The organism is Gordonia malaquae NBRC 108250 (genome assembly GCF_000344135.1).
In the GTDB taxonomy this organism is placed as follows: Bacteria; Actinomycetota; Actinomycetes; order Mycobacteriales; family Mycobacteriaceae; genus Gordonia; species Gordonia malaquae.
Genome location: NZ_BAOP01000035.1, coordinates 12,310 through 32,438, shown reverse-complemented (window position 1 = coordinate 32,438; position 20,129 = coordinate 12,310). Strand labels below are relative to the sequence as shown.

The 20,129-nt window shown below is 65.5% G+C and carries 20 protein-coding genes; 11 read left to right on the top strand and 9 right to left on the bottom strand.

Annotated elements, in window-relative coordinates; genetic code table 11:
• Positions 1 to 69: 69 nt before the first annotated feature.
• Entirely contained in the window at positions 70 to 672 is a 603-nt protein-coding gene (locus tag GM1_RS18190; protein ID WP_052005472.1) for a TetR/AcrR family transcriptional regulator, read from the bottom strand.
• 79 nt (positions 673 to 751) lie between these two features.
• Between GM1_RS18190 and GM1_RS18185 the strand changes: the two genes are divergently transcribed.
• Both GM1_RS18185 and GM1_RS18180 read left to right on the top strand, forming a co-directional pair.
• On the top strand, positions 752 to 2,269 hold the full coding sequence (locus tag GM1_RS18185; protein WP_008381292.1) for a flavin-containing monooxygenase: 1,518 nt from the start codon (positions 752 to 754) through the stop codon (positions 2,267 to 2,269).
• Between the two features lie 35 nt (positions 2,270 to 2,304).
• Complete coding sequence (locus GM1_RS18180; protein WP_008381290.1) at positions 2,305 to 3,138, top strand: SDR family NAD(P)-dependent oxidoreductase; 834 nt, start codon at positions 2,305 to 2,307, stop codon at positions 3,136 to 3,138.
• A gap of 3 nt (positions 3,139 to 3,141) precedes the next feature.
• Here GM1_RS18180 and GM1_RS18175 read toward each other — a convergent pair whose 3' ends face one another.
• Together GM1_RS18175 and GM1_RS18170 are read right to left on the bottom strand one after the other, a co-directional pair.
• Positions 3,142 to 4,005, bottom strand: a complete 864-nt coding sequence (locus GM1_RS18175) for a glycine betaine ABC transporter substrate-binding protein (RefSeq protein WP_052005471.1) — start codon at positions 4,003 to 4,005, stop codon at positions 3,142 to 3,144.
• Positions 4,006 to 4,027: 22 nt separating this feature from the next.
• The gene (locus GM1_RS18170; protein ID WP_052005470.1) at positions 4,028 to 4,684 is read right to left on the bottom strand and encodes a MarC family protein; all 657 of its coding nucleotides are present in this window, start codon (positions 4,682 to 4,684) and stop codon (positions 4,028 to 4,030) included.
• 16 nt (positions 4,685 to 4,700) lie between these two features.
• On the opposite strand from GM1_RS18170, the gene GM1_RS18165 reads away from it, so the two are divergent.
• On the top strand, positions 4,701 to 5,816 hold the full coding sequence (locus GM1_RS18165; RefSeq protein WP_169332800.1) for a magnesium and cobalt transport protein CorA: 1,116 nt from the start codon (positions 4,701 to 4,703) through the stop codon (positions 5,814 to 5,816).
• A gap of 119 nt (positions 5,817 to 5,935) precedes the next feature.
• On the opposite strand, the gene GM1_RS18160 is transcribed toward GM1_RS18165, so the two are convergent.
• From GM1_RS18160 to GM1_RS18135, 6 genes are all read right to left on the bottom strand, one after another.
• The gene (locus tag GM1_RS18160) at positions 5,936 to 6,526 is read right to left on the bottom strand and encodes a suppressor of fused domain protein (RefSeq protein WP_040520640.1); all 591 of its coding nucleotides are present in this window, start codon (positions 6,524 to 6,526) and stop codon (positions 5,936 to 5,938) included.
• A gap of 67 nt (positions 6,527 to 6,593) precedes the next feature.
• On the bottom strand, positions 6,594 to 7,763 hold the full coding sequence (locus GM1_RS18155; RefSeq protein WP_008381281.1) for an ABC transporter ATP-binding protein: 1,170 nt from the start codon (positions 7,761 to 7,763) through the stop codon (positions 6,594 to 6,596).
• Between the two features lie 3 nt (positions 7,764 to 7,766).
• A complete protein-coding gene (locus tag GM1_RS18150; protein WP_008381271.1) occupies positions 7,767 to 8,597 on the bottom strand; it encodes a carbohydrate ABC transporter permease in 831 nt (276 codons plus the stop codon).
• Between the two features lie 7 nt (positions 8,598 to 8,604).
• Positions 8,605 to 10,023: a carbohydrate ABC transporter permease gene (locus tag GM1_RS18145; RefSeq protein ID WP_008381270.1), complete on the bottom strand. Its 1,419-nt coding sequence runs from the start codon at positions 10,021 to 10,023 to the stop codon at positions 8,605 to 8,607.
• Complete coding sequence (locus tag GM1_RS18140; protein ID WP_040520638.1) at positions 10,020 to 11,444, bottom strand: extracellular solute-binding protein; 1,425 nt, start codon at positions 11,442 to 11,444, stop codon at positions 10,020 to 10,022. Before GM1_RS18140 ends, GM1_RS18145 begins: the two co-directional genes overlap by 4 nt.
• Positions 11,445 to 11,668: 224 nt before the next feature.
• Positions 11,669 to 12,151, bottom strand: coding sequence for a YflT domain-containing protein (locus tag GM1_RS18135; RefSeq protein WP_008381268.1), 483 nt, complete (start codon positions 12,149 to 12,151; stop codon positions 11,669 to 11,671).
• Positions 12,152 to 12,202: 51 nt separating this feature from the next.
• On the opposite strand from GM1_RS18135, the gene GM1_RS18130 reads away from it, so the two are divergent.
• The 8 genes from GM1_RS18130 (at position 12,203) to GM1_RS23295 (ending at position 20,129) form a co-directional block, all read left to right on the top strand.
• Entirely contained in the window at positions 12,203 to 13,483 is a 1,281-nt protein-coding gene (locus tag GM1_RS18130; RefSeq protein ID WP_008381267.1) for a magnesium transporter MgtE N-terminal domain-containing protein, read from the top strand.
• Entirely contained in the window at positions 13,480 to 13,989 is a 510-nt protein-coding gene (locus tag GM1_RS18125; protein WP_008381254.1) for a DUF1003 domain-containing protein, read from the top strand. The genes GM1_RS18130 and GM1_RS18125 overlap by 4 nt, the downstream gene beginning before the upstream one ends.
• A gap of 112 nt (positions 13,990 to 14,101) precedes the next feature.
• A complete protein-coding gene (locus tag GM1_RS18120) occupies positions 14,102 to 15,196 on the top strand; it encodes a lytic transglycosylase domain-containing protein (RefSeq protein WP_008381253.1) in 1,095 nt (364 codons plus the stop codon).
• Positions 15,197 to 15,254: 58 nt separating this feature from the next.
• Positions 15,255 to 17,132 carry an ABC transporter ATP-binding protein gene (locus GM1_RS18115; RefSeq protein ID WP_040520636.1) on the top strand — a complete coding sequence of 626 codons (1,878 nt, stop codon included), beginning with the start codon at positions 15,255 to 15,257 and terminating at the stop codon, positions 17,130 to 17,132.
• Between the two features lie 43 nt (positions 17,133 to 17,175).
• Positions 17,176 to 18,318, top strand: a complete 1,143-nt coding sequence (locus tag GM1_RS18110) for an Mrp/NBP35 family ATP-binding protein (RefSeq protein ID WP_008381251.1) — start codon at positions 17,176 to 17,178, stop codon at positions 18,316 to 18,318.
• 249 nt (positions 18,319 to 18,567) lie between these two features.
• Entirely contained in the window at positions 18,568 to 19,122 is a 555-nt protein-coding gene (locus GM1_RS21740; protein ID WP_008381250.1) for a DUF3558 domain-containing protein, read from the top strand.
• A gap of 84 nt (positions 19,123 to 19,206) precedes the next feature.
• Positions 19,207 to 19,518, top strand: a complete 312-nt coding sequence (locus GM1_RS22475; RefSeq protein WP_008381249.1) for a hypothetical protein — start codon at positions 19,207 to 19,209, stop codon at positions 19,516 to 19,518.
• On the top strand, positions 19,515 to 20,129 hold the full coding sequence (locus tag GM1_RS23295; RefSeq protein WP_081604328.1) for a DUF3558 family protein: 615 nt from the start codon (positions 19,515 to 19,517) through the stop codon (positions 20,127 to 20,129). Before GM1_RS22475 ends, GM1_RS23295 begins: the two co-directional genes overlap by 4 nt.

Genomic DNA, 20,129 nt, shown 5'->3' with positions numbered 1-20,129 from the left:
TTGCGTCCTACCTGCCTGCGCTCAGGCAGGTGAGTGCAGTTGAGGCAGGTGGGGCGAGATGAAGCAGGCCTAGGCCGACGCCACCATCGCGGTCATGCCGGCGAGGGCAGGCAGCGCTCCGACGAACATCGCGATCAGCGTCTCGCGGTCGACGACGGGGTCGGCAAGCCAGCGGACGAGCATCTCCTCGACGTAGGCGATCCAGCCTGCGACGGCAAGTTCGATCGCCGGAGTCCGCTCGATGCCCAGGGCCGGAGCGTGGGTCAGAATCCGCTCGGACATCACCTGGCGTGTGCTCTCGGCGACGTCCCGGATGCCTGCGATCGAGTTGCCCGACCCGCGGATGACACCGATGAAACCCTGGCCGATGTCGGTGACGTAGTCGACGTACGCGGTGACCGACGCTTGGAGCATCTCGATCGGATCGGTCAGGTCTTCGCGTGGCGCGGTGCGGTCGATCATCTCCTGCGCCTGTTCGCGAACCACCGCGAGATGGAAGTCTGCCTTCGACTCGAAATAGTGGAAGAGCAGGCCTTTCGACACGCCTGCCGCATCGGCGACTGCCTCGATCGTGACCGTGTCCAACGGTTGCTCGCGTGCCATCTGAACGCCGAGATCGATGAACTGACGACGCCGGGCGTCCGGGCTCATACGTGTCCTCGATGCGGTCATGCCCTCGACCCTAGGCGACTGTTGACCAAGATTCAATTGGCTATTGACTCCGATTCAACACCGCCCTATGGTGGTGACCATGACAACGCATGATGTAGAGATCGCGATCGTCGGCGCAGGCTTCTCCGGCCTCGGTGCAGCGATCAAGCTCGCGCAGGCCGGCTCCGACGACTACGTGGTCCTCGACCGCGGCAGCGACTTCGGCGGAACGTGGCGCGACAACGTGTACCCCGGCGCCGCCTGCGACGTGCCGTCGCACCTGTACTCGTACTCGTTCGCCCAGAACCCCGGCTGGACGCGGTCGTACTCGCACCAGCCGGAGATCCACCGCTACATCAACGCGGTCGCCGACGAGCACAAGATCGCCGACAAGGCCTGGTTCGGAACCGACGTCACGGGCGCCGATTGGAACGAGGACGAAGCGCGCTGGATCATCCAGGGCAAGCGCAACGGCAAGAAGATCACCGTCCGCGCACGCACCATGGTCGGCGGCATCGGCCCGCTGTGCGAGCCCAACCTCCCCGACATCGACGGCCTCAAGAGCTTCGGCGGCAAGATCGTCCACACCGCGCAGTGGGACGAGGACTACGACTTCGCGGGCAAGCGCATCGCCGTCATCGGCACCGGCGCGTCGGCCATCCAGGTGGTCCCCCAGCTCGGCAAGATCGCTGGGCAGCTCGACGTGTACCAGCGCACCGCGCCGTGGATCATCCCCCGCAATGAGCGCCCGTATCTGCCCGTCGAGAACTGGGCGTTCAAGAACGTCCCCGGCCTGCAGTCGGCCATCCGCGGCACCATCTACACCGCGAGCGAGACCGTCGCCGCAGGCATGACGTGGGCGCCGAAGGCCCTCAAGCCCGTCGAGTTGATCTGCAAGGGCAACATCTTCCGCGGCATCCGCGACCCGAAGCTCCGTGAAGCGGTCACGCCGGAGTTCGCCGTCGGCTGCAAGCGGATCCTGAAGTCGAACGACTGGTACCCGACGCTCGACCGGCCGAACGTCAGCCTCGTCACCGACGGGATCGACAAGGTCACCAAGACCGGCATCGTCACGAAAGACGGCACCGTCCGCGACGTCGACGTGATCGTGGTCGCCACCGGATTCCACGTCACCGACTCCCCCGCTTTCGCCACCATCCGCGGTGTCGGCGGCAAGAGCCTCGCGCAGGTCTGGGAGAAGGACGGCATGCAGGGCTACAAGGGGTCGTTCGTCCACGGCTTCCCCAACCTGATGCTGTTGGTCGGACCGTCGACCGGCCTCGGCCACACCTCGATGGTCTACATGATCGAGTCGCAGCTCAATTACCTCGTCGACTACGTCCGCAAGACGACGGCCGCGGGCGTCATCCGCACCGACGTCAAGAAGGAGGCACAGGACCGGTACAACGCCGATCTGCAGAAGACCATGCGCACCAGCGTGTGGGTCAACGGCGGCTGCGCATCCTGGTACAAGGACGTCAACGGCAACGTCACCTCGCTGTGGCCGGGCTTCACGTTCACCTTCCGGAACAAGACCCGCGAGTTCGACATCGCGGCGTACGACGTGACGTCGGCTCCGCGCGTCGAGACCGCCGAGGCCGCCGCGACCGGCGCCTGACCGACCTACTTCCTACGACTCGAATCGAGACATCAGTGAAAGACTTCCGCAACAAGGTCATCGTCATCACCGGCGCAGGATCGGGCATGGGCCGCGACCTGGCCGTGCAGCTCGCCAAGCGCGGCGCCAAGATCGCCATCTCCGACGTCGACCCCGCCGGACTCGCCGAGACCGAGCGTCTCGTCAAGGACGCGGGCGCCGAGGTGCACTCGCAGCTCCTGAACGTCGCCGAGCGCGAAGCGGTCCTCACCTACGCCGACACGGTCGCCGCACACTTCGGCACCGTGAACGTCATCTTCAACAACGCAGGCATCGCCCATCACGGCGAGGTGGAGCACACGGAGTTCAAGGACATCGAGCGTGTCATGGACATCGACTACTGGGGCGTCGTCAACGGCACCAAGGCGTTCCTGCCCTACATCATCGCGTCGGGCGACGGCCACATCGTCAACACGTCGTCGCTCTTCGGTCTGCTGTCCGAACCCGGTCAGGCTGCCTACAACTCGGCGAAGTTCGCGGTTCGCGGCTTCACCGAGGCGCTCAACCAGGAGATGATCATCGCGAAGCACCCGGTCAAGGTGACCTGTGTGCACCCGGGCGGCATCAAGACGGCGATCGCCCGCAACGCGACCACGTCGGGCGACCACGATCAGAAGGCCACCGCGGAACTGTTCGACAAGTATCTCGCGCGCATGACGTCGGAGAAGGCCGCGGCGGTCATCATCAAGGGTGTCGAGCGCAATCAGGCCCGTGTGCTCGTCGGCGCCGACGCCAAGATCCTCGACTTGAGCGTTCGACTGGTCGCCTCGAAGTACCAGGGCATCAGCGCCCGGCTCACCGGCTGGGGCCTGGCCAAGCTCACGAAGTAGAAATCACACGCTGTGCGTCGCCAGCCATTGGCCGGCGACCGCACGCGGAGACGATCCACCGCGGACCTCGCGCACCATCTGCGCGAGGTCCGCGGTCGTCAGTTCACCGGCCACTCTGCTCAGCGCTTTGAGCTGTGGCTTCCCCAGAAGACCACTCGCGAACACCGGTACGAGATCCTGTGCGATCGGGGCGCCCTTCGAGGGAATCGCCTGCACGTCGGTGAGGTCCTCCACGGTGGCGAGGTCGATGGCCGTCGTCAGACCGAACGCACCGCCCGCCCGCACCTTGGCCACCAATTCGTCCGCGGAGCCGACGGAAGCCACCGCCAACGTGTGACAAGGCGCGACGGCCTCCCGCACCGAGACCGGCGGGTTGGCCGTCACCACCAGTGCCGCGTCTTCACGGCCGAAACGACCACAATCGGCAAGGTCTTTCACTCCCCGGCGTTCGATGTCGTCAGTCCGCGCGAGCACCTGCCATCGGTTGCTCACCAGTGCCGGGTCGCCGATGGACACCTGCTGTGGAAGTGATCGGTTCACATCGGCGAGCACGTCCTCCGACGTCACCGCGGTCGGCTTCGGAGTCAGTTCTTCCAGGAGGCTGCCGGTGAATGCGGGGAAAAGGCCGAGGTCGCCCGATGCGACGGCGTCGAGGAGCCGCGGCTGCGACTCTCCTCGGTCGCGGGAGTCCACCGCGACGCCGGTCCGAGCGAGTGCACCGGCGTACACCGCCGCCGCGACCTGCATCTCCGGAGTTCCGTCGTGCCCGACGACAAACGCTGTCTCCTCATCGGAGCACGCGGTGAGCAGGACGGCTGCGAGAACGCTCGACAGGAGAGCCGTCAGGATTCGTCGTTGAGTGCGCATCGCAGCCAACGTTAGTCGACGTTCACCCGGTGGCGGCGAAGCCGATCACCGACGTCGCGATCAGTTGGACGGCGATGGCCGCAAGCAGGAGACCTGCGATCTTCGCGAGGAGCGTGATGCCGCTGATCTTGAGGACTCGGACCACCGTCGTCGAGTAGAGCAACGCCAGGCACACCACCGCGTGCGCGGTGACGATGGCTGCGGCGATCGCGAGGTATGCCCCGGCGTCGCCGTGCCCTTCACTCACCGCGACGATCACCGCCGCGATGGTGCCCGGACCCGCGAGCAACGGAGTTCCCAGCGGAACGATCGCGACGTTGACGTCCTCGGTCGCTTTTCCGGTCGGCGGTTCGCCGGTGCCGGTCAGAAGCTGAAGCGCGACGAGCAGCAGAAGCAGTCCGCCCGCTCCCTGCAGCGCGGGGATCCCGATGTGGAGGTAGCCCAGGATGGCCTTGCCGCCGACGGCGAACACCGACACCACGAACAGCGACACCAGCGGCGCCTGCCAGGCCGCCCGCCGCCGGTACGCCTCGTCCCGCCTGCCGACCAGCGACAGGAACACGGGGACCTGACCCGGCGGGTCCATGATGACGATCAGAGTGATCGCCGTAGCGGTGTAAACAGAGACATCGAACACTGACTGAGTGTAAAGGCGAAGAGCACCTCGCGTCGGTATCATCACCCGAGTGCCTTCGATGCCTCGTATGTTGCAGCCCGGCAGTCGGGGTCCGGGACGGCCCGGGCCGGTGACGCCGCCAGTCCCTGCTGCGCGCGCGGTCGTCGACTGCGGCGTCTACGTCGACGGTGTCCGGCAGGACTGTTCGCAGGACTTCCGTCACGCCCTGTCCGTGGTGCGCGAAGCAGGCAAGGGCTTCGTGTGGCTCGGTCTGCACGAGCCGGACGAGCGCCAGATGAACGATGTCGCCGAAGCGTTCGGACTGCACCCGCTCATGGTCGAGGACGCCGTCCACGCACATCAGCGCCCCAAGCTCGAGTTGTACGACGACACCGTCTTCCTGGTGTTGCGCTCGATCAGCTACGTGGAGCACGAATCCATCGAGGTGGCGAACGACATCGTCGAGTCCGGCGAGATCATGGTGCTCGCGAGCCGCGACTTCGTCATCACCGTCCGCCACGGCGATCACACGCATCTCACCGGCGTCCGACAACGCCTCGAGCATCAGCCGGACCATCTGAAGCTCGGCCCGGCCGCCGTCGTCCACGCTGTGGCCGACCGGGTGGTCGACAGTTACCTCGCAGTCGCCTCGGAGATGGAGTCGGACGTCGACGAGATCGAGGAGCGGGTGTTCTCGTCATCGGCCAACAATCTGGACATCAACGTCGTCTACCTGTTCAAGCGCGAGGTGCTCGAGCTCCGTCGGGCGGTGTTTCCGTTGGGGATTCCGATGGCGAGACTGTCCGGGCACAAGGACACTCTCGACGTATCCCCGATCCGGTTCGAGCAGAACAACCTGTCGTCGGACGAGAAGGAGATCCGACGTCATTTCCGCGACGTGGCCGATCACCTCACCACCGCGACCGACCTGATCGCCGAGTACGACGAGCGCCTCACCACGCTGCTCAACGCCGCCGCCACGAAGGTCGGCATCCAGCAGAACAGCGACATGCGCAAGATCTCGTCGTGGGCGGCGATCGCCGCGGTCCCCACCGCCGTCGCAGGCATCTACGGCATGAACTTCGACTTCATGCCGGAGCTGCATTGGGAGTACAGCTACCCGATCGTCCTGCTGTTCATCGTCACCGTCTGCATCTTCGTCTGGCGCCTTCTCCGCAAGAGCCACTGGCTCTGACTCACGCCGACCAGGCCCTTGCCACCGCGGTATGAACGTTGTGCCGCAAAAGTCACATAAGGGTGGTGTACGAAACGCACCCCGGTGTTACTTTTCTGCCAGGTCGTCTAGGACGGGTGTCAGGACGGAGTGACGGCGGAGCGGGTGGGGTCGGCGATGTCGACCCCCGCTTCCGCCCAGGCGTCTCGCAGAGCATCCGCGCCCTTGAGACGGACCCATGCCGCTTCGTTCGCCGTGATCGGAACAGCGCGCAGGAAGTGGACCGGTTCGGCGGGGTCGTCGAGCGGGAGGTCGGCGATCACATCGTCGGCGGTCAGGAGGAATGCGGAGCAAATCGCTCCCGCCCACAGCGGTTCCTGCAGGTCGACGAGCGAATCCTCGGCCAGAATCAGCCCTTCGACGGCAGGCGCCGCCGCGAGCATGGCAAGAGACTTGTGGAGGCCGGGAAGCGCCGACACCGCGTTCATTCGGACGATCGCCTCCGCCCTCGGTCCTCGGACTGGATCAGGCGCGAAGTCGTTCGGATCGTGCATCGGATGGCGAGAACAACCGACAGTCACGAAAACCAGGTCTTCGCCGTCGACAAAACGGAGAACATCGATCGGCTCGACGCCGAGGAAGGTGACCGACGCCCGTTGCGGTTCCGAACCGACACTGCTGGACACGTGCGCCACCACCCGATCGGCGACCGACCCCGAAGAAGAACTCACCCCACCAGTGAATCACGGGTGGGGCGAGGCCTCTCGACTGCGCTCGAGGAACCGAAAGATTTCGGGATCAGCGGAGGGTCACGCCGCTCGCCGTGTCGAACACGTGGAGTCGTTCGATGTTCAGGGCGAGGCGCAGAGCGCCGCCGCGAACCGCCTGCGTGTACGGCGCAAGACGTGCGACCTTCTGTCCACCGGCCGTCGTCGAACCGAGTTCTTCGGCCAGTTGCGACAGGACGGCGTTCGCCGTGTCCGGAGCGTTCAGGCTGAAGTACACGTACTTGTCCGAGCCCATCGATTCCACCAGGTCGACAGTGATGTCGAACGGAAGGAAGTTCGCCAGTTCGGCGGGATGGGTGAGGCTGGCGTCGACGAGATGCTCCGGACGAATGCCGAGGAGCACTTCACCGTTACTGCCCGCCTGTCGCGCACGCGCAGTCACTTCAGCGTGATCAGGCAGTTCGATGCGTCCGATGGCGGTGTCGGCACCGGTGCCCGACAGCCGACCCGGGATGAAGTTCATCGCGGGCGAACCGATGAAGCCTGCGACGAACAGGTTCGCGGGACGGTCGTACAGCTCCTGAGGAGCACCGACCTGCTGGACGTAGCCGTTGCTCATGACGACGACGCGGTCACCGAGGGTCATGGCCTCGGTCTGATCGTGTGTCACATACACGGTGGTCGTGCCGAGTCGGGCCTGCAGACTCGCGATCTCGGTGCGCATCTGCACGCGCAGCTTCGCGTCGAGGTTCGACAGCGGCTCGTCCATGAGAAACGCCTTCGGCGATCGCACGATGGCACGGCCCATCGCGACGCGCTGCCGCTGGCCGCCGGACAGGTTGCCCGGCTTCTTGTCGAGGAACTCGGTGAGGTCTAGGATTCGTGCCGCCTCGTTCACCTTGGCGTCGATCTCCTCCTTCGGCGCCTTCGCCAGCGTCAGCGGGAACGCGATGTTGCCGCGCACGGTGAGGTGCGGGTACAGCGCGTAGCTCTGGAACACCATCGCGATGTCTCGGTCTTTCGGGGCGGTCTCGTTCATCCGCTGCCCGCCGATGCGGAGCTCACCGCCGGTGATGTCCTCGAGACCGGCGATCATGTTGAGCGTCGTCGACTTCCCGCAACCTGACGGTCCCACCAGGATGATGAACTCGCCGTCGTTGATCTGCAGGTCGATGCCGTGCACGGCGATCGAGCCGTCCGGGTACTGCTTGGAAACGTTGTCCAGAACGATGTCGGCCATGGGTTATCCCTTCACGGCGCCGGAGGTGAGCCCGGCCACGATACGGCGTTGGAAGAAGAGCACGAAGATGATGATCGGAATGGTGATGACAACGGCCGCGGCCGCGATGGCGCCAGTGGGTTCCTCGAACTGACTGACACCGGTGAAGTTGGCGATCGCGACGGGCGCGGTCTGTGCCCGTTCGGTCGACGTCAACGACAGCGCCAGGAGCAGGTCGTTCCAGGCGAACACGAACACGAGGATCGCTGCGGTCACGACGCCGGGCGTCGCGAGGGGCAGGATCACCCGACGGAATGCCTGGGCAGGGGTCGCACCGTCCATTTGGGCGGCCTTCTCCAGCTCCCACGGGATCTCGCGGAAGAACGCCGACAGGATGTAGATGGCCAGTGGCAGTGCAAACGCGACGTACGGCAGAATCAGGCCCGGCCAGGTGTCGAACAGGCCGAGGCGACGCTCGATGTTGAACAGCGGCGTCACCAGCGAGATCTGCGGGAACATCGCGATGAGGAGTGCGGCGCCGACGAGCACCTTCTTGCCGGGGAACTCCAGGCGCGCGATGGCGTACGCGGCCATCGTGCCGAGGACGACAGCGATCAGCGTGGCGATGAGGCCGATGCCGATCGAGTTGATGAGACTCGACGTGAAGAAACTCGTGTCGAAGATGTTGCGGTAGTTGTCGAGCGTCCACGAGGTCGGAATGAAGTTGCCGTCGGTGACGGTTCCCGTGCTCTTGAACGACAGACTGACGATCCACCACAGCGGAATCACCGCGTACAACACGACCAGCGTGTTCGCGATCACCCATCCGGCGCGGCGACGATTGAGAGCATTCATTCTCGCGCTACCTCCCCTCGTCGTCGGAACCCGGGGCCGAAGCGCCGAACCCCTTGATGAACACAACCGCGATCAGTGCGACACACAGGAAGATCAGCACGCTGATCGCCGACCCGATGCCGAGGTTGAACGCTTTGAACAAGTTGTTGTACCCGAGCATCGACACCGAACCGGTCTCGTGATTGCCCGAGGTCAACACGTATATGTTGTCGAACACGCGGAACGCGTCGAGGGTGCGGAACAGCAGCGCGACGAGGATCGCTGGCTTCATCAGAGGCAGGATCACCTTGATCAGCCTGGTCCACGGACCGGCGCCGTCCATCTGGGCGGCCTTGAGCAGGTCGTCGGGCACCAGGGCGAGGCCCGCTAGGAGCAGCAGCGCCATGAACGGCGTGGTCTTCCACACCTCGGCGAGGATGATCACCGACAGTGCCGACCACTGCTCGGTGAGCGGCGTCGACCCGTCCGGCAGCAGGTTCACGAGATAACCCGTGCCGGGCGTCCACGCGTACTTCCACGAGATCGCGGCAGCGACGGTGACGATGCCGTACGGCACCAGGACGACGGTGCGGACCAGTCCCCTGCCGAACATCGCACGGTGCATCACCAGGGCGATCGCCATGCCGAGCACGAACTCGATGATCACCGAGATGACCGTGATGTAGAGCGTCACCCAGAGTGCGGTCCACCAGTAGTTGCTGCTCAAGACGGTCGCGTAGTTGTCGAGACCGACGAACTTCTCGTTGCCGGGCTCACGCAGGTTCGCCGACGTCAACGACAGCCAGAACGAGTAGACGATCGGGTATCCGGTCACGATCAGCATCACCAGCGCGGCTGGTCCGGCGAGGATCAGTGCGAGGCGACGCTCTGACGAACGACGACCGGTCGCTGTGGTCTTGACCTTGGTCGCCGTCGCCGTCGCGGCCGGAGCCGGCGGAGCGGGATGCTCATCAAGGATGTCCGACATCGACATCGATCCACCTGCCGGAACCGGCGCCCGGTGTCGCTCCGGCGCCGGCGCGAACGCCGCGGGCTTCTCGAGAACGGGTGCGGGCGGCTCCTTCTCCAGCACCGCTCGACCCGGCTCGGGAACCACCGTGTCGGGCGCCGGTTCCGGTTCGGGCGTGGGAGGCGCGTAGCCGAACGAGTCAGGCGACTGGCGGACTTCCATCGGGGGCAGCACGTCGCTCGCGGGCTCTCGCGGGGTCGGAGTCACGGTGTGTGTCTGAGCCGTTTCGACCGGCGGTTCACCGGGCGCCACCCACTCGTCCGAGTGCACGGTCGGAATGGGACCGGTCTGTTCGACGGGTCGCTCTGGAACGCGGTCCTCGGGCCTGGCATGACGCCCCGGCGTCATGTCCGGGCCGTCTCCGTGCGGCGTCAAACCGCCCGCGTTCTGGCCGTGAGTGTTGTCGTCGTCGGTCACGGGACGATCCCCTCTCCGTCGATGGCGGCTTGAGCGACCTTCGCCAACTCATCGGCCTTGCTCTCGGGATCCCACTGACCCACCGGGCTCAGCGTCGCGGTGATGGCCGTCGACATGTCCTGGTAGCGCGGCGTCGCCGGACGCGGCGCGGCGCCCTCGTCGAGCTGCTCACGGATCAGGTCGCCCATCGGGTACGCGATCTTGAAGTCCGGATCGTCGTACAGCGACGACAGAGTCGGCGGGGTACCGCCCCGGATCGCGTAGATCTTCTGCGCGTCCTCCGACGTCAGGCAACTTGCGGCCTTGAAGGCGAGATCGTGCTGCTTGGAGGTCGATGCGACCGCGATGTTCAGGCCGCCGGGTGTCGCCTTCGCCTGGAGTCCCTTCTCGATACCGGGGAATGCGGCGAAATCGAAGCGCTTCCGGACCACGTTGTTGACCTTCTCGATGTCCGGGTTGGTCGGGTCGTCCGAGGTAGCGGCGATGATGTCGGCGAACTGAGTGATCGTGTCGCCCATGATCTTCGCCTCGCCCTTGCTTCCGTTCTCACGGATGCCTGCGAAGACGAACGGCCAGTTGATCTCGAAGGCGCCGTCGCCCGCTTCCATGCCGGTACGCGCTGTGCCCTCGTCCGAGTTCGAGATCGACGGGTCGGCGCCCTTGGCGGTGGCGACGTCGCGCATCGTGGTGAGCGCCTTGATCGTCGCGGCTCGATGCTCGGGGGTGTCGGTGAGCGTGACCTTCGTCGGATCGTCCGGGTCGAGGATCTGGCCGCCTGCCGACTGGACGAGCGAGTTGAACCACACCATCAGGCCCTCGTACTGCTTGGCCTGCAGAAGGATCTGGGTGGGTCCGCCGTTGGCGCCGATCTCGGCCGCGTCGTCGAGCATGCCCTGCCATGTGGTCGGGGCCTTCCGCTTGGCGCCGAAGGTGTCCTTCATGACGTCTGGCCGGAACCACAGGAGCTGGGTGTTGGCCCAGATCGGAAGCGCGTACAACCGCTTGCCGGAGTCCGACACACCCTGCCACTCCGCGGTGGCGAGCGGTCCGGCGAGGTTGCGGTCGCGGATGTCGGCCGTCATCTCTTCGGGCACGGGAACCGCCCATCCCGCGTCGGCGAACTCCGCGGTCCACACGACGTCCATCGCCATCAGGTCGATTCCCGAGTCGTTGCCCGCGAGGCGTCGCGCCAACTGGAGGCGCTGCATGTCCGCTTCCTTGGGAAGCATGTGCGGCTCGATGCGGTACTCGCCGCCCGAGTCGGCGCTGCACGTGGCGGCCACTTCACTGATGAAGTCGAAGCCGTCTGCCGGAGCGTAGATGTTGATGACGCCGGCCTCGTAGTCGGAGCCGCACGCGGCGAGCAACGGCGTCACCGCTGCGGCGGCCGCGACACACGCGACCCCCATCCTGGTTCGCATCCGACGTCGACGACGCGGTGGTGGACCACCGAATCGGACCCCGGAGGATTCCTCTGGTCGCATGTCCCGCAAACCCTCCTACCTCCTCGTGACACCACGAGGTGCGCGCACCTGAGAATCAGCTTTGAAAGCCGATGTGCGCCTTAGGGTATCGCACGGGGTAGTGACACATCGCACATCGGTCGACGTGTCGTGAGCGGCCAGGTCACGACCGCGGCGGTGTCCTAGATCGCGAGCCTTGCCAGCATGTCGCGCGCCTGCTCTGCCTTCTTCGGGTCGCAGAGGACGTCATAGCGGCCCGCCACGAGCTGCATTGTCGAAGTGAAGTCCCGCTGCCCACGACTCGCCGCGTACGGAATCGACGCGGAGATCAGACCGAACACCATGCCGGCGATCACGCCGAACAAGATCGGCGTCCAGCCGTTGTCGCCCTGCGAGAAGAAGCCGACCAGCGCGCCGAAGAACAATCCGAGCCACGCACCCGACACCAGTCCGCCGGTGACGACCTTTCCCCAGTTCAGACGGCCCAGAACCCGCTCGACCTGCATAAGATCCACACCGACGATCGTCAGGTTCTCCACCTGGAACTCGTTGTCGGAGAGATAGTCGACGGCGCGCTGAGCCTGTTCGTAGGTGTCGTACGAACCTACGGGCCACCCCTTCGGCGGGGTCGGCAATCCGGGCGTCTGACGCATCGGGCCGGTCATGTGAGTCCTCCTCGACTGTGCTGGTGCGCAGTTCCTTCTAGGCTTGTGTGCATGACGCACCCCCAGAAGGTCTTCGTTGCCAGACTAGTCGGCCTCGCAGTCCTCGGCCCGGATGGTGAATCGATCGGCCGCGTGCGCGACGTCGTCATATCCATGCATCTGCCCGGTCAACAGCCTCGTGCGCTCGGGCTGGCCGTCGAACTGACCACTCGCCGCCGAATCTTCGTTCCGATGTTGCGGGTGACAAGCATCGAACCGGACGCCGTGACCCTGACGACAGGTCACGTCAACCTGCGCAAACTCAGCATGCGGCCGAACGAGGCCCTGGCCGTCGGGCAGGTCCTCGACAGCCGCGTCCGGACCGACGACCCCGACCATCCCGACCTTCACGACGTGGATCTGACCGTCACCGACATCGGGATCGAACGGAACCGCAACCGCGACTGGATGGTCTCTCGCGTGGCGGTCCGTTCCATGCGCAAGGGGTTCAGGCGACGCGGCGAGACAGCCGTCATCGACTGGCGGCACATCGTCGGCATGACCCGGCTCGAACTGGCCAGGCCCGGTCAGGGCGTGGAACGCGCCCTCATCCAGTTCGAGAAGATGCGCGCTGCCGACGTCGCGAACGCGTTGCGCGAGCTCCCGGACAAGCGACGCAACGAGATCGCGGCCGCCTTGGACAACGAACGCCTCGCAGACGTCCTGCAGGAGATGTCGACCGATGATCAGAGTGAAGTCCTCGCCAGCCTCAAACCCGAACGCGCCGGCGACGTCCTCGAGGCGATGGACCCCGACGACGTGGCCGACCTCGTCGCCGACCTGCCCGTGTCCGAGGCCGAGGCACTGCTGTCCCAGATGGACCCCGAGGAGTCCGAGTCGGTGCGCCGACTGCTTCAGCACTCCCCCGACACCGCCGGTGGCGTGATGACCCCCGAACCGCTGATCCTGACGGCGAACGCGACGGTGTCGGAGGCGTTGGCCCGCGTCCGCGACCCCGACATCAATTCGGCGGCCGCAAGCATGGTGTTCGTCGTCCGACCACCGACGAACACCCCGACCGGCAAGTTCCTCGGTTGTGTGCACACGCAACGCCTGTTGCGCGAACCACCCGCGAACTTGATCGGCGGCATCCTCGACACGGAGATGCCCCGCCTGCACCCCGGCGACTCCCTGGAGACGATGACCCGCTTCTTCGCCACATACAATCTGGTGTCGGCGCCGGTGGTCGACGACGCCTCACATCTCTTGGGCGCGGTCGCCGTCGACGACCTCCTCGACGCACTGCTTCCCGCAGACTGGCGTGACAACGATCCAGAAGGGCAGGCCCAGTGAGCCCTCGTCAGATCGACACACCGGCCGAGACTCACAGCCGTTTCCGCTTCAATCTGGATTCCGATGTCGTCGGCGTGTACGCCGAACGTGTCGCGAGATTCCTCGGCACCGGCCGCTACCTGCTGATTCAGACCGTGATCGTGATCGTCTGGATCTTCTTGAACATCGGGGTCTTCGCGTTCGAATGGGATCCGTACCCGTTCATTCTGCTGAACCTGGCGTTCTCGACGCAGGCCGCGTACGCGGCACCGCTGATCCTTCTCGCTCAGAACCGGCAGGAGAATCGAGACCGCATCTCGCTCGACGAGGACCGCAGACGGGCCGCGCAGACCAAGGACGACACCGAGTTCCTCGCACGTGAACTCGCCGCAGTCCGACTGGCTGTCGGCGACACCGTCACCCGCGACTACCTGCGCCGGGAACTCGACGACCTCGTCGACGAGATAGCCGACCGCATCGTCGTGAAGATGCAGAACGCGGAGGATGCTGACCGTTCGCGCGATTAGGTCAGCGGCCACCAGGACCGCACCTGTATGCTGACTCACAGTCGTGGGGGTCGATCGTGTCACATGATCACCCGTTTCCACGGTAACGACACACGATGGTGGGGACCTGGGGATGAGTTTGCTGCGGAGCGGACCTGACGGCGTGCATGTGCCGCGTCGCGGTCTGGCGGTCGGAGTCGGTGCAGTCGCCGTCGGCGCAGTGCTGCTGGGTGGGGTAAGCGCGGGTTCGCCGTCGGGCGTGTCAGCGGCCGCACCGGTGAACTTCGGTCCTTCGATGCTCACCTCGGATTCGCAGACTCTCGCTGCCGACGACGTCGCCCGGGCGGTTCCCGGCGCCGAGACTCGCCTCATCGGCTTCGCGCCGCCCGCCGATCCCGCCGATCAGGCAGCCGACGCCGCAGCCCAGTTCCGGATCGCAGCGAATCTGCCTGCAGGCCCGCTGGGCATTCCCGGAATCGTGCTGAAGGCGTACAAGCTGGCCGCCACACGTGTCGCCGCCGAGACTCCGGCGTGCAAGCTGCCGTGGTTCCTGCTCGCTGGAATCGGGCGCATCGAGTCCGGCCACGCGGGTAACGGCAATGTCAACGCGTACGGCGACTCGCTCACTGCGGTCCGCGGCCCTGTCCTCGACGGATCGCTGGCAGGCAACGCCGTGATCACCGACTCGGACGGCGGAGCCCTCGACGGCGACCGCGGACACGACCGTGCCATGGGCCCGATGCAGTTCATTCCGAGCACCTGGAAGTCGTGGGGCACCGACGCCAACGGCGACGGGAAAGCCGATCCCGACAACATCTTCGACGCGACCCTGTCCGCAGGCCGCTACCTGTGCTCGGGCGTCACCGACTTCATGGCCGACGCGACGAAGGTCTCGAACGTGATGCGGTACAACCATTCCGCGGCCTACGCGAACAACGTGCTCGGGTGGGCTGCGGCGTATGCGGTCGGCGTCATGCCGACCACGCCGATTCCGGACATGACGACACCGCCGAAGCCGAAGAAGGACGACAAGGACAAGGACAAGGCGAAGAACGACAAGCCGTCGACCGGCCCGTCGTCGAAGAAGCCGTCCACTCCCCCTTCCACGACGAAGCCCAAGCAGACTCAGCAGTGCCTCGGCGTCATCTGCCTTCCGCCGATGCCCGCCCCGGCGCCCAAGCCGTCGCCGAAGAAGCCTGCCCCCAAGCCGTCTGCGAAGGCGAACTGACTCCGTCGCCCTGCTGTTTCTTGACCTCAAGTGCACTTGATGTAGTGAGATCGGTTCCATGAGTATGGAATCGGTGGCGTGGGACGTCATGTACAACTCGATGCACACGCCCGACGCACGGTCGAAGGCCGATCGTCGGGCCACACTGCGGCGGATCCTTGACTTCGCACGCCCCCACCGCCGTCGCATCGTCGTCTTCCTCGCCTTGTCGGTCGTCACCGCTCTCCTCACCGTGGCGACGCCGCTCCTCGCGGGCCGGGTGGTCAACCTCATCACTGACGCCGACCCCGCGGCCGCCGGAACCATCGTCTTCTTCGCGGCGATGATCGCGGTCATCGCCGTCACCGAAGCCGCAACCGGCATCGGCACCCGGTGGCTGTCGGCCAACATCGGCGAGGGCCTGATCCTCGACCTGCGGCGAGCCGTCTTCGATCACGTGCAGAAGATGCCCGTCGCATTCTTCACCCGCACCCGGACGGGAGCCCTGGTCAGCCGCCTCAACAACGACGTCATCGGAGCTCAGCGGGCGTTCAGCGACACGTTGTCCGGCGTGGTGTCGAACTTCGTCACCCTGATCCTCACCCTCGGTGTGATGTTCGCGATCAGTTGGCAGATCACCGTGCTCTCCCTCGTCCTGCTCCCGGTGTTCGTCATACCCGCGCGCCGCATGGGACGCCGGATGGCCGGGCTGGCACGTGAGAGCGCCGAGTACGACGCACGGATGTCGACGCAGATGACCGAGCGTTTCTCCGCCCCCGGAGCGACGCTGGTCAAACTGTTCGGCCGCCCGGATCGCGAGTCCGCCGAGTTCGCTGAACGCGCCGACGCCGTCCGCGACATCGGTGTTCGACAGGCGATGCTGCAGACCTACTTCTTCACCGCGTTGATGCTGGTGTCGGCCCTCGCGTTGGCTCTGGTCTACGGCCTCGGCGGCTGGCTCGCCGTGCACCAGCACCTTTCCGCCGGCGCCGTGGTGTCGCTCGCGCTCCTGTTGACTCGGATGTACGCACCGCTGACGGCGTTGGCGAATGCGCGGGTCGAGGTGATGAGTGCGCTGGTCAGCTTCGAGCGCGTCTTCGAGGTCCTCGACCTCAAGCCGCTCATCGCCGACCGTCCCGACGCGGTCCCTGTTCCGGCAGCGGACGGCGGTGTCAGCCTTCGGTTCGACGACGTGTCGTTCACCTACCCGTCTGCCGACAAGGTGTCGCTGGCGTCGCTCGAGGAGGTCGCTCAACTCGATCCCCGTGGCGGATCGGAGGTCCTGCACGGTGTCGACCTCGACGTCCGCGCCGGGTCGATGGTCGCGTTGGTCGGCAGTTCCGGAGCAGGCAAGTCGACGATCGCGTCTCTCGCGACGCGGTTGTACGACGTCGACTCCGGCTCGATCACTCTCAACGGTGTCGATGTCCGAGACCTCACTGCGGCCTCCGTTCATCGCGCGGTCGGGCTCGTCACCCAGGACGGGCACCTGTTCCACGACACGGTGCGCGCAAACCTCGCGCTCGCGCGTCCAGAGGCGGTCGAGGACGACCTGTGGTCCGCGCTGCGCCGCGCTCGACTCGACGAATTGGTCCGCGCGCTGCCCAACGGCCTCGACACCGTGGTCGGCGAGCGCGGGTACCGCCTCTCAGGCGGGGAACGCCAACGGTTGACGATCGCTCGGCTGCTGTTGGCCAAACCTGCCGTCGTGATCCTCGACGAGGCCACCGCCCACCTGGACTCGGCGTCGGAGGCCGCCGTCGCCGAAGCCCTCAGCGAGGCCCTGCACGGCCGCACGTCGCTCGTGATCGCGCACCGCCTGTCCACTATTCGGGCGGCGGACGAGATCGCCGTCGTCGAAGGCGGGCGGATCGTCGAACGAGGCGACCACGCCACGCTCCTCGCCGCTGACGGTCGCTACGCGGAGCTGTACCGGACCCAGTTCGCCGCGGCGTGAGCCGCCCTGATCGGTTCCACGAGCGGGAACTAGAGTGGATGTTGTGACTACAGCCGGTACGCCAACCGAATCAGCCGTCCGTTCGGCGCTCAGCAAGGTCTCCGACCCGGAGATCGGAAAACCGATCACGGACCTCGGCATGGTGAAATCCGTCGCCATCGCCGACGACGGCAGCGTCGACGTCGGCATCTACCTGACGACGTCGGGTTGCCCGCTGCGCACCGAGATCTCCGATCGGGTGTCGAACGCGGTGTCGGACGTCCCGGGCGTGGGCGCCGTCCGCGTCGAACTCGACGTGATGGACGACGAACAGCGCACCGAGCTCCGTAAGAAGCTCCGCGGTGACAAAGCTGAGCCCGAGATCCCGTTCGCCAAGCCCGGCAACATGACCCGCGTGTACGCCATCGCGTCGGGCAAGGGCGGTGTCGGCAAGTCGAGCGTGACGGTCAACCTCGCCACCGCACTCGCCGACCGTGGGCTGTCGGTCGGTGTTCTCGACGCCGACATCTACGGCCACAGCGTGCCCCGCATGCTCGGCAGCGATGCCAAGCCGACGCAGGTCGAGTCGATGATCATGCCGCCGCAGAGCCATGGCGTGAAGTTCATCTCGATCGGTCAGTTCACGGACGGGAACACCCCGGTCACGTGGCGCGGACCGATGCTGCACCGCGCGCTCCAGCAGTTCCTCGCCGACGTGTACTGGGGCGACCTCGACGTCCTCCTCCTCGACCTCCCGCCGGGCACCGGCGACGTCGCGATCTCCATCGCGCAGCTGATTCCGGGCGCCGAGATCCTCGTCGTCACGACACCGCAGCAGGCGGCGGCCGAAGTCGCCGAGCGCGCTGGCGCGATCGCGCTCCAGACCCGCCAGAAGGTCTTGGGCGTCGTCGAGAACATGTCGTGGATGGAACTGCCCGACGGGTCCCGCATGGAACCGTTCGGTTCCGGCGGAGGCGCGCAGGTCGCCGAGCGGTTGACCCGGGCGGTCGGCGCGCCGGTTGAGCTTCTCGGACAGGTCCCGCTCGAACAGGACCTCCGCGAAGGCGGCGACGCCGGCAACCCCGTCGTCCTCGCCAAGCCCGACTCGGCCTCCGGTTCGGCGCTTCGCGCGATCGCGGACAAACTCGCCGTCCGCCGCCGCGGTCTGGCAGGTATGAGCCTCGGGATCGACACCACCCGCCACTGAACGCCTGGCGCTCAAGACTCCCTGCTCGCCAGTCGGCGACCCCAACTGCTCGTTGAGCAGGGACCTTTCTGCTCGTTGAGCGAGCGAAGCGAGTCGAAGCGTCCTGCACACTGGCTTGGAACGCCTCTGGTCTGAGTCGATCAACGTGTGGTCATACGGCGTGTCCCGGAACCGAATGGCGATTCCGCGCGTCCAACCTTATGTGCCCCACGGTGCGAACAACGCGCCTGGGAACCTGAAGGAGGCGCCATGAAGCCAGGAGTCCTCATTCTCATGGTCACGATTGCCGTTGCCGTCGCTGGATGCGGCGAAGGCGGCGGGGCCGTTCCCGGGCTCTTTCCCGGTGCGGCACGTCAGACCGACGATCAGGGCCGTGAACTTCCGTTCCGGGTGACGCACCCTCGCCGTTGGAACGACAAGAACGACGGAACGACATTTGAACCGTGCACCGGACTCGCGGAAGAGACTCTCCGGGAACTGATGATCGATCCGTCCTCAGCGGAGGACGCCGAGACCTCCGATGCCGCCGACCGCGGTTGCCGTTGGACGTACAGCACGCCAGAGTTTCGCGACGTGGTCACCATCCAACAGGTTGTCACCGACTCGGACAGTGCGAGTCCGGAGCCGACCGACGTCGTGCCCCACGGCTCTGACGATGGTTCGGAGAGTTCCTGCTCAGCTCAGTTCACACACAGCGCAGCAGTCGTGACGACTACAGCAGAAGGACCGAGCGGCAACCGCGAAACCCTCTGCATGCTTGCCATGTACTTCCATGTCGCAACCACCAAGGCCCTCGGCATATAGCCCCGCCCGAACTCGCGTGTCCATGGAACCGAACCCACGTTCCGTGCGTCTAACTAGTAGAGGGTCCGCCCGACAGGAGTCGTCATGAGCAAGTTCGCGTACGAACGCAGTAAATGGCAGCATCGGGTTCAAGTGGCCCAAGACGCTAAGAAAGATCTCGCCAACCTGGGCCAGGCACTCGACAACCTCGTCGGACATAACTACTTCGGAATCGGCTGCGAAGAGGGAACTGAGGTCTACACCCGGCTGAGGGATCTCGTTTCGGCCGGCGTCCAGAGGCTAAGCGAATACAGCGCAGAAGCTTCAACGCTCGAGGCTACCGCACGCAGCGCCGAAAGCACTCTTGCGACCGCTGATGCTGAATCAGCAAGCCAGTTCCGTACACCACCTCGATGACGCTCATTCGACGCATTTGCGCAGGCCTGTTGGCACTCCTCGTGGCTGCACTAACGTCGTGTTCCATCGACGGCTCCGCAATCCCCGTTCAAGGCATACGACAGGTCGACGACAGAGGAGTCCGACTGCCGTTCACTACCAAACACTCACAACGCTGGAACACAGCCAACGACGGAACAGAATACGAACCATGCACGGGGGTCCAGCTCCGGGATCTATCGCGACTAAACATCGACGCGAGGTCCGTGCGCGACGCTGCGAAAACAAATGGTCAAACGCTTCGCGGCTGCATCTGGACATACGAGGAAACAGGCACAGATATTCCCCCGAGTATCAGTCAAACGGTTGGCAACGGCAAAGGTCTCGATGCAGCAAAGGCCCGACGCTCGGGGCCACAGGACTCTTGGCTCGACGACATATTGATTGCTAGCCGAAGAGTCGGGATCCATGTCTACTCGTTTGAAGGCTATTGCGCGACCTACGTCGAGTCAGGCACGGCCACTGTTATTTCCACCGCAAGCCATAGCGGAACTCATCCCCTCAACAGAGAGCAACTCTGCGAACGGGCGATCGCGTTCACGAGAGCGACGATCGATCGGATGCCGGAGTGA

What these genes read in the sequence shown, in the direction of transcription:
- GM1_RS18190 (WP_052005472.1), bottom strand. Translation starts at nt 672, where the DNA reads ATGACCGCATCGAGGACACGTATGAGCCCGGACGCCCGGCGTCGTCAG.
- GM1_RS18185 (WP_008381292.1), top strand. Translation starts at nt 752, where the DNA reads ATGACAACGCATGATGTAGAGATCGCGATCGTCGGCGCAGGCTTCTCC.
- GM1_RS18175 (WP_052005471.1), bottom strand. Translation starts at nt 4,005, where the DNA reads ATGCGCACTCAACGACGAATCCTGACGGCTCTCCTGTCGAGCGTTCTC.
- GM1_RS18170 (WP_052005470.1), bottom strand. Translation starts at nt 4,684, where the DNA reads ATGATACCGACGCGAGGTGCTCTTCGCCTTTACACTCAGTCAGTGTTC.
- GM1_RS18165 (WP_169332800.1), top strand. Translation starts at nt 4,701, where the DNA reads ATGCCTCGTATGTTGCAGCCCGGCAGTCGGGGTCCGGGACGGCCCGGG.
- GM1_RS18155 (WP_008381281.1), bottom strand. Translation starts at nt 7,763, where the DNA reads ATGGCCGACATCGTTCTGGACAACGTTTCCAAGCAGTACCCGGACGGC.
- GM1_RS18150 (WP_008381271.1), bottom strand. Translation starts at nt 8,597, where the DNA reads ATGAATGCTCTCAATCGTCGCCGCGCCGGATGGGTGATCGCGAACACG.
- GM1_RS18140 (WP_040520638.1), bottom strand. Translation starts at nt 11,444, where the DNA reads ATGCGAACCAGGATGGGGGTCGCGTGTGTCGCGGCCGCCGCAGCGGTG.
- GM1_RS18135 (WP_008381268.1), bottom strand. Translation starts at nt 12,151, where the DNA reads ATGACCGGCCCGATGCGTCAGACGCCCGGATTGCCGACCCCGCCGAAG.
- GM1_RS18130 (WP_008381267.1), top strand. Translation starts at nt 12,203, where the DNA reads ATGACGCACCCCCAGAAGGTCTTCGTTGCCAGACTAGTCGGCCTCGCA.
- GM1_RS18120 (WP_008381253.1), top strand. Translation starts at nt 14,102, where the DNA reads ATGAGTTTGCTGCGGAGCGGACCTGACGGCGTGCATGTGCCGCGTCGC.
- GM1_RS18115 (WP_040520636.1), top strand. Translation starts at nt 15,255, where the DNA reads ATGAGTATGGAATCGGTGGCGTGGGACGTCATGTACAACTCGATGCAC.
- GM1_RS21740 (WP_008381250.1), top strand. Translation starts at nt 18,568, where the DNA reads ATGAAGCCAGGAGTCCTCATTCTCATGGTCACGATTGCCGTTGCCGTC.
- GM1_RS22475 (WP_008381249.1), top strand. Translation starts at nt 19,207, where the DNA reads ATGAGCAAGTTCGCGTACGAACGCAGTAAATGGCAGCATCGGGTTCAA.
- GM1_RS23295 (WP_081604328.1), top strand. Translation starts at nt 19,515, where the DNA reads ATGACGCTCATTCGACGCATTTGCGCAGGCCTGTTGGCACTCCTCGTG.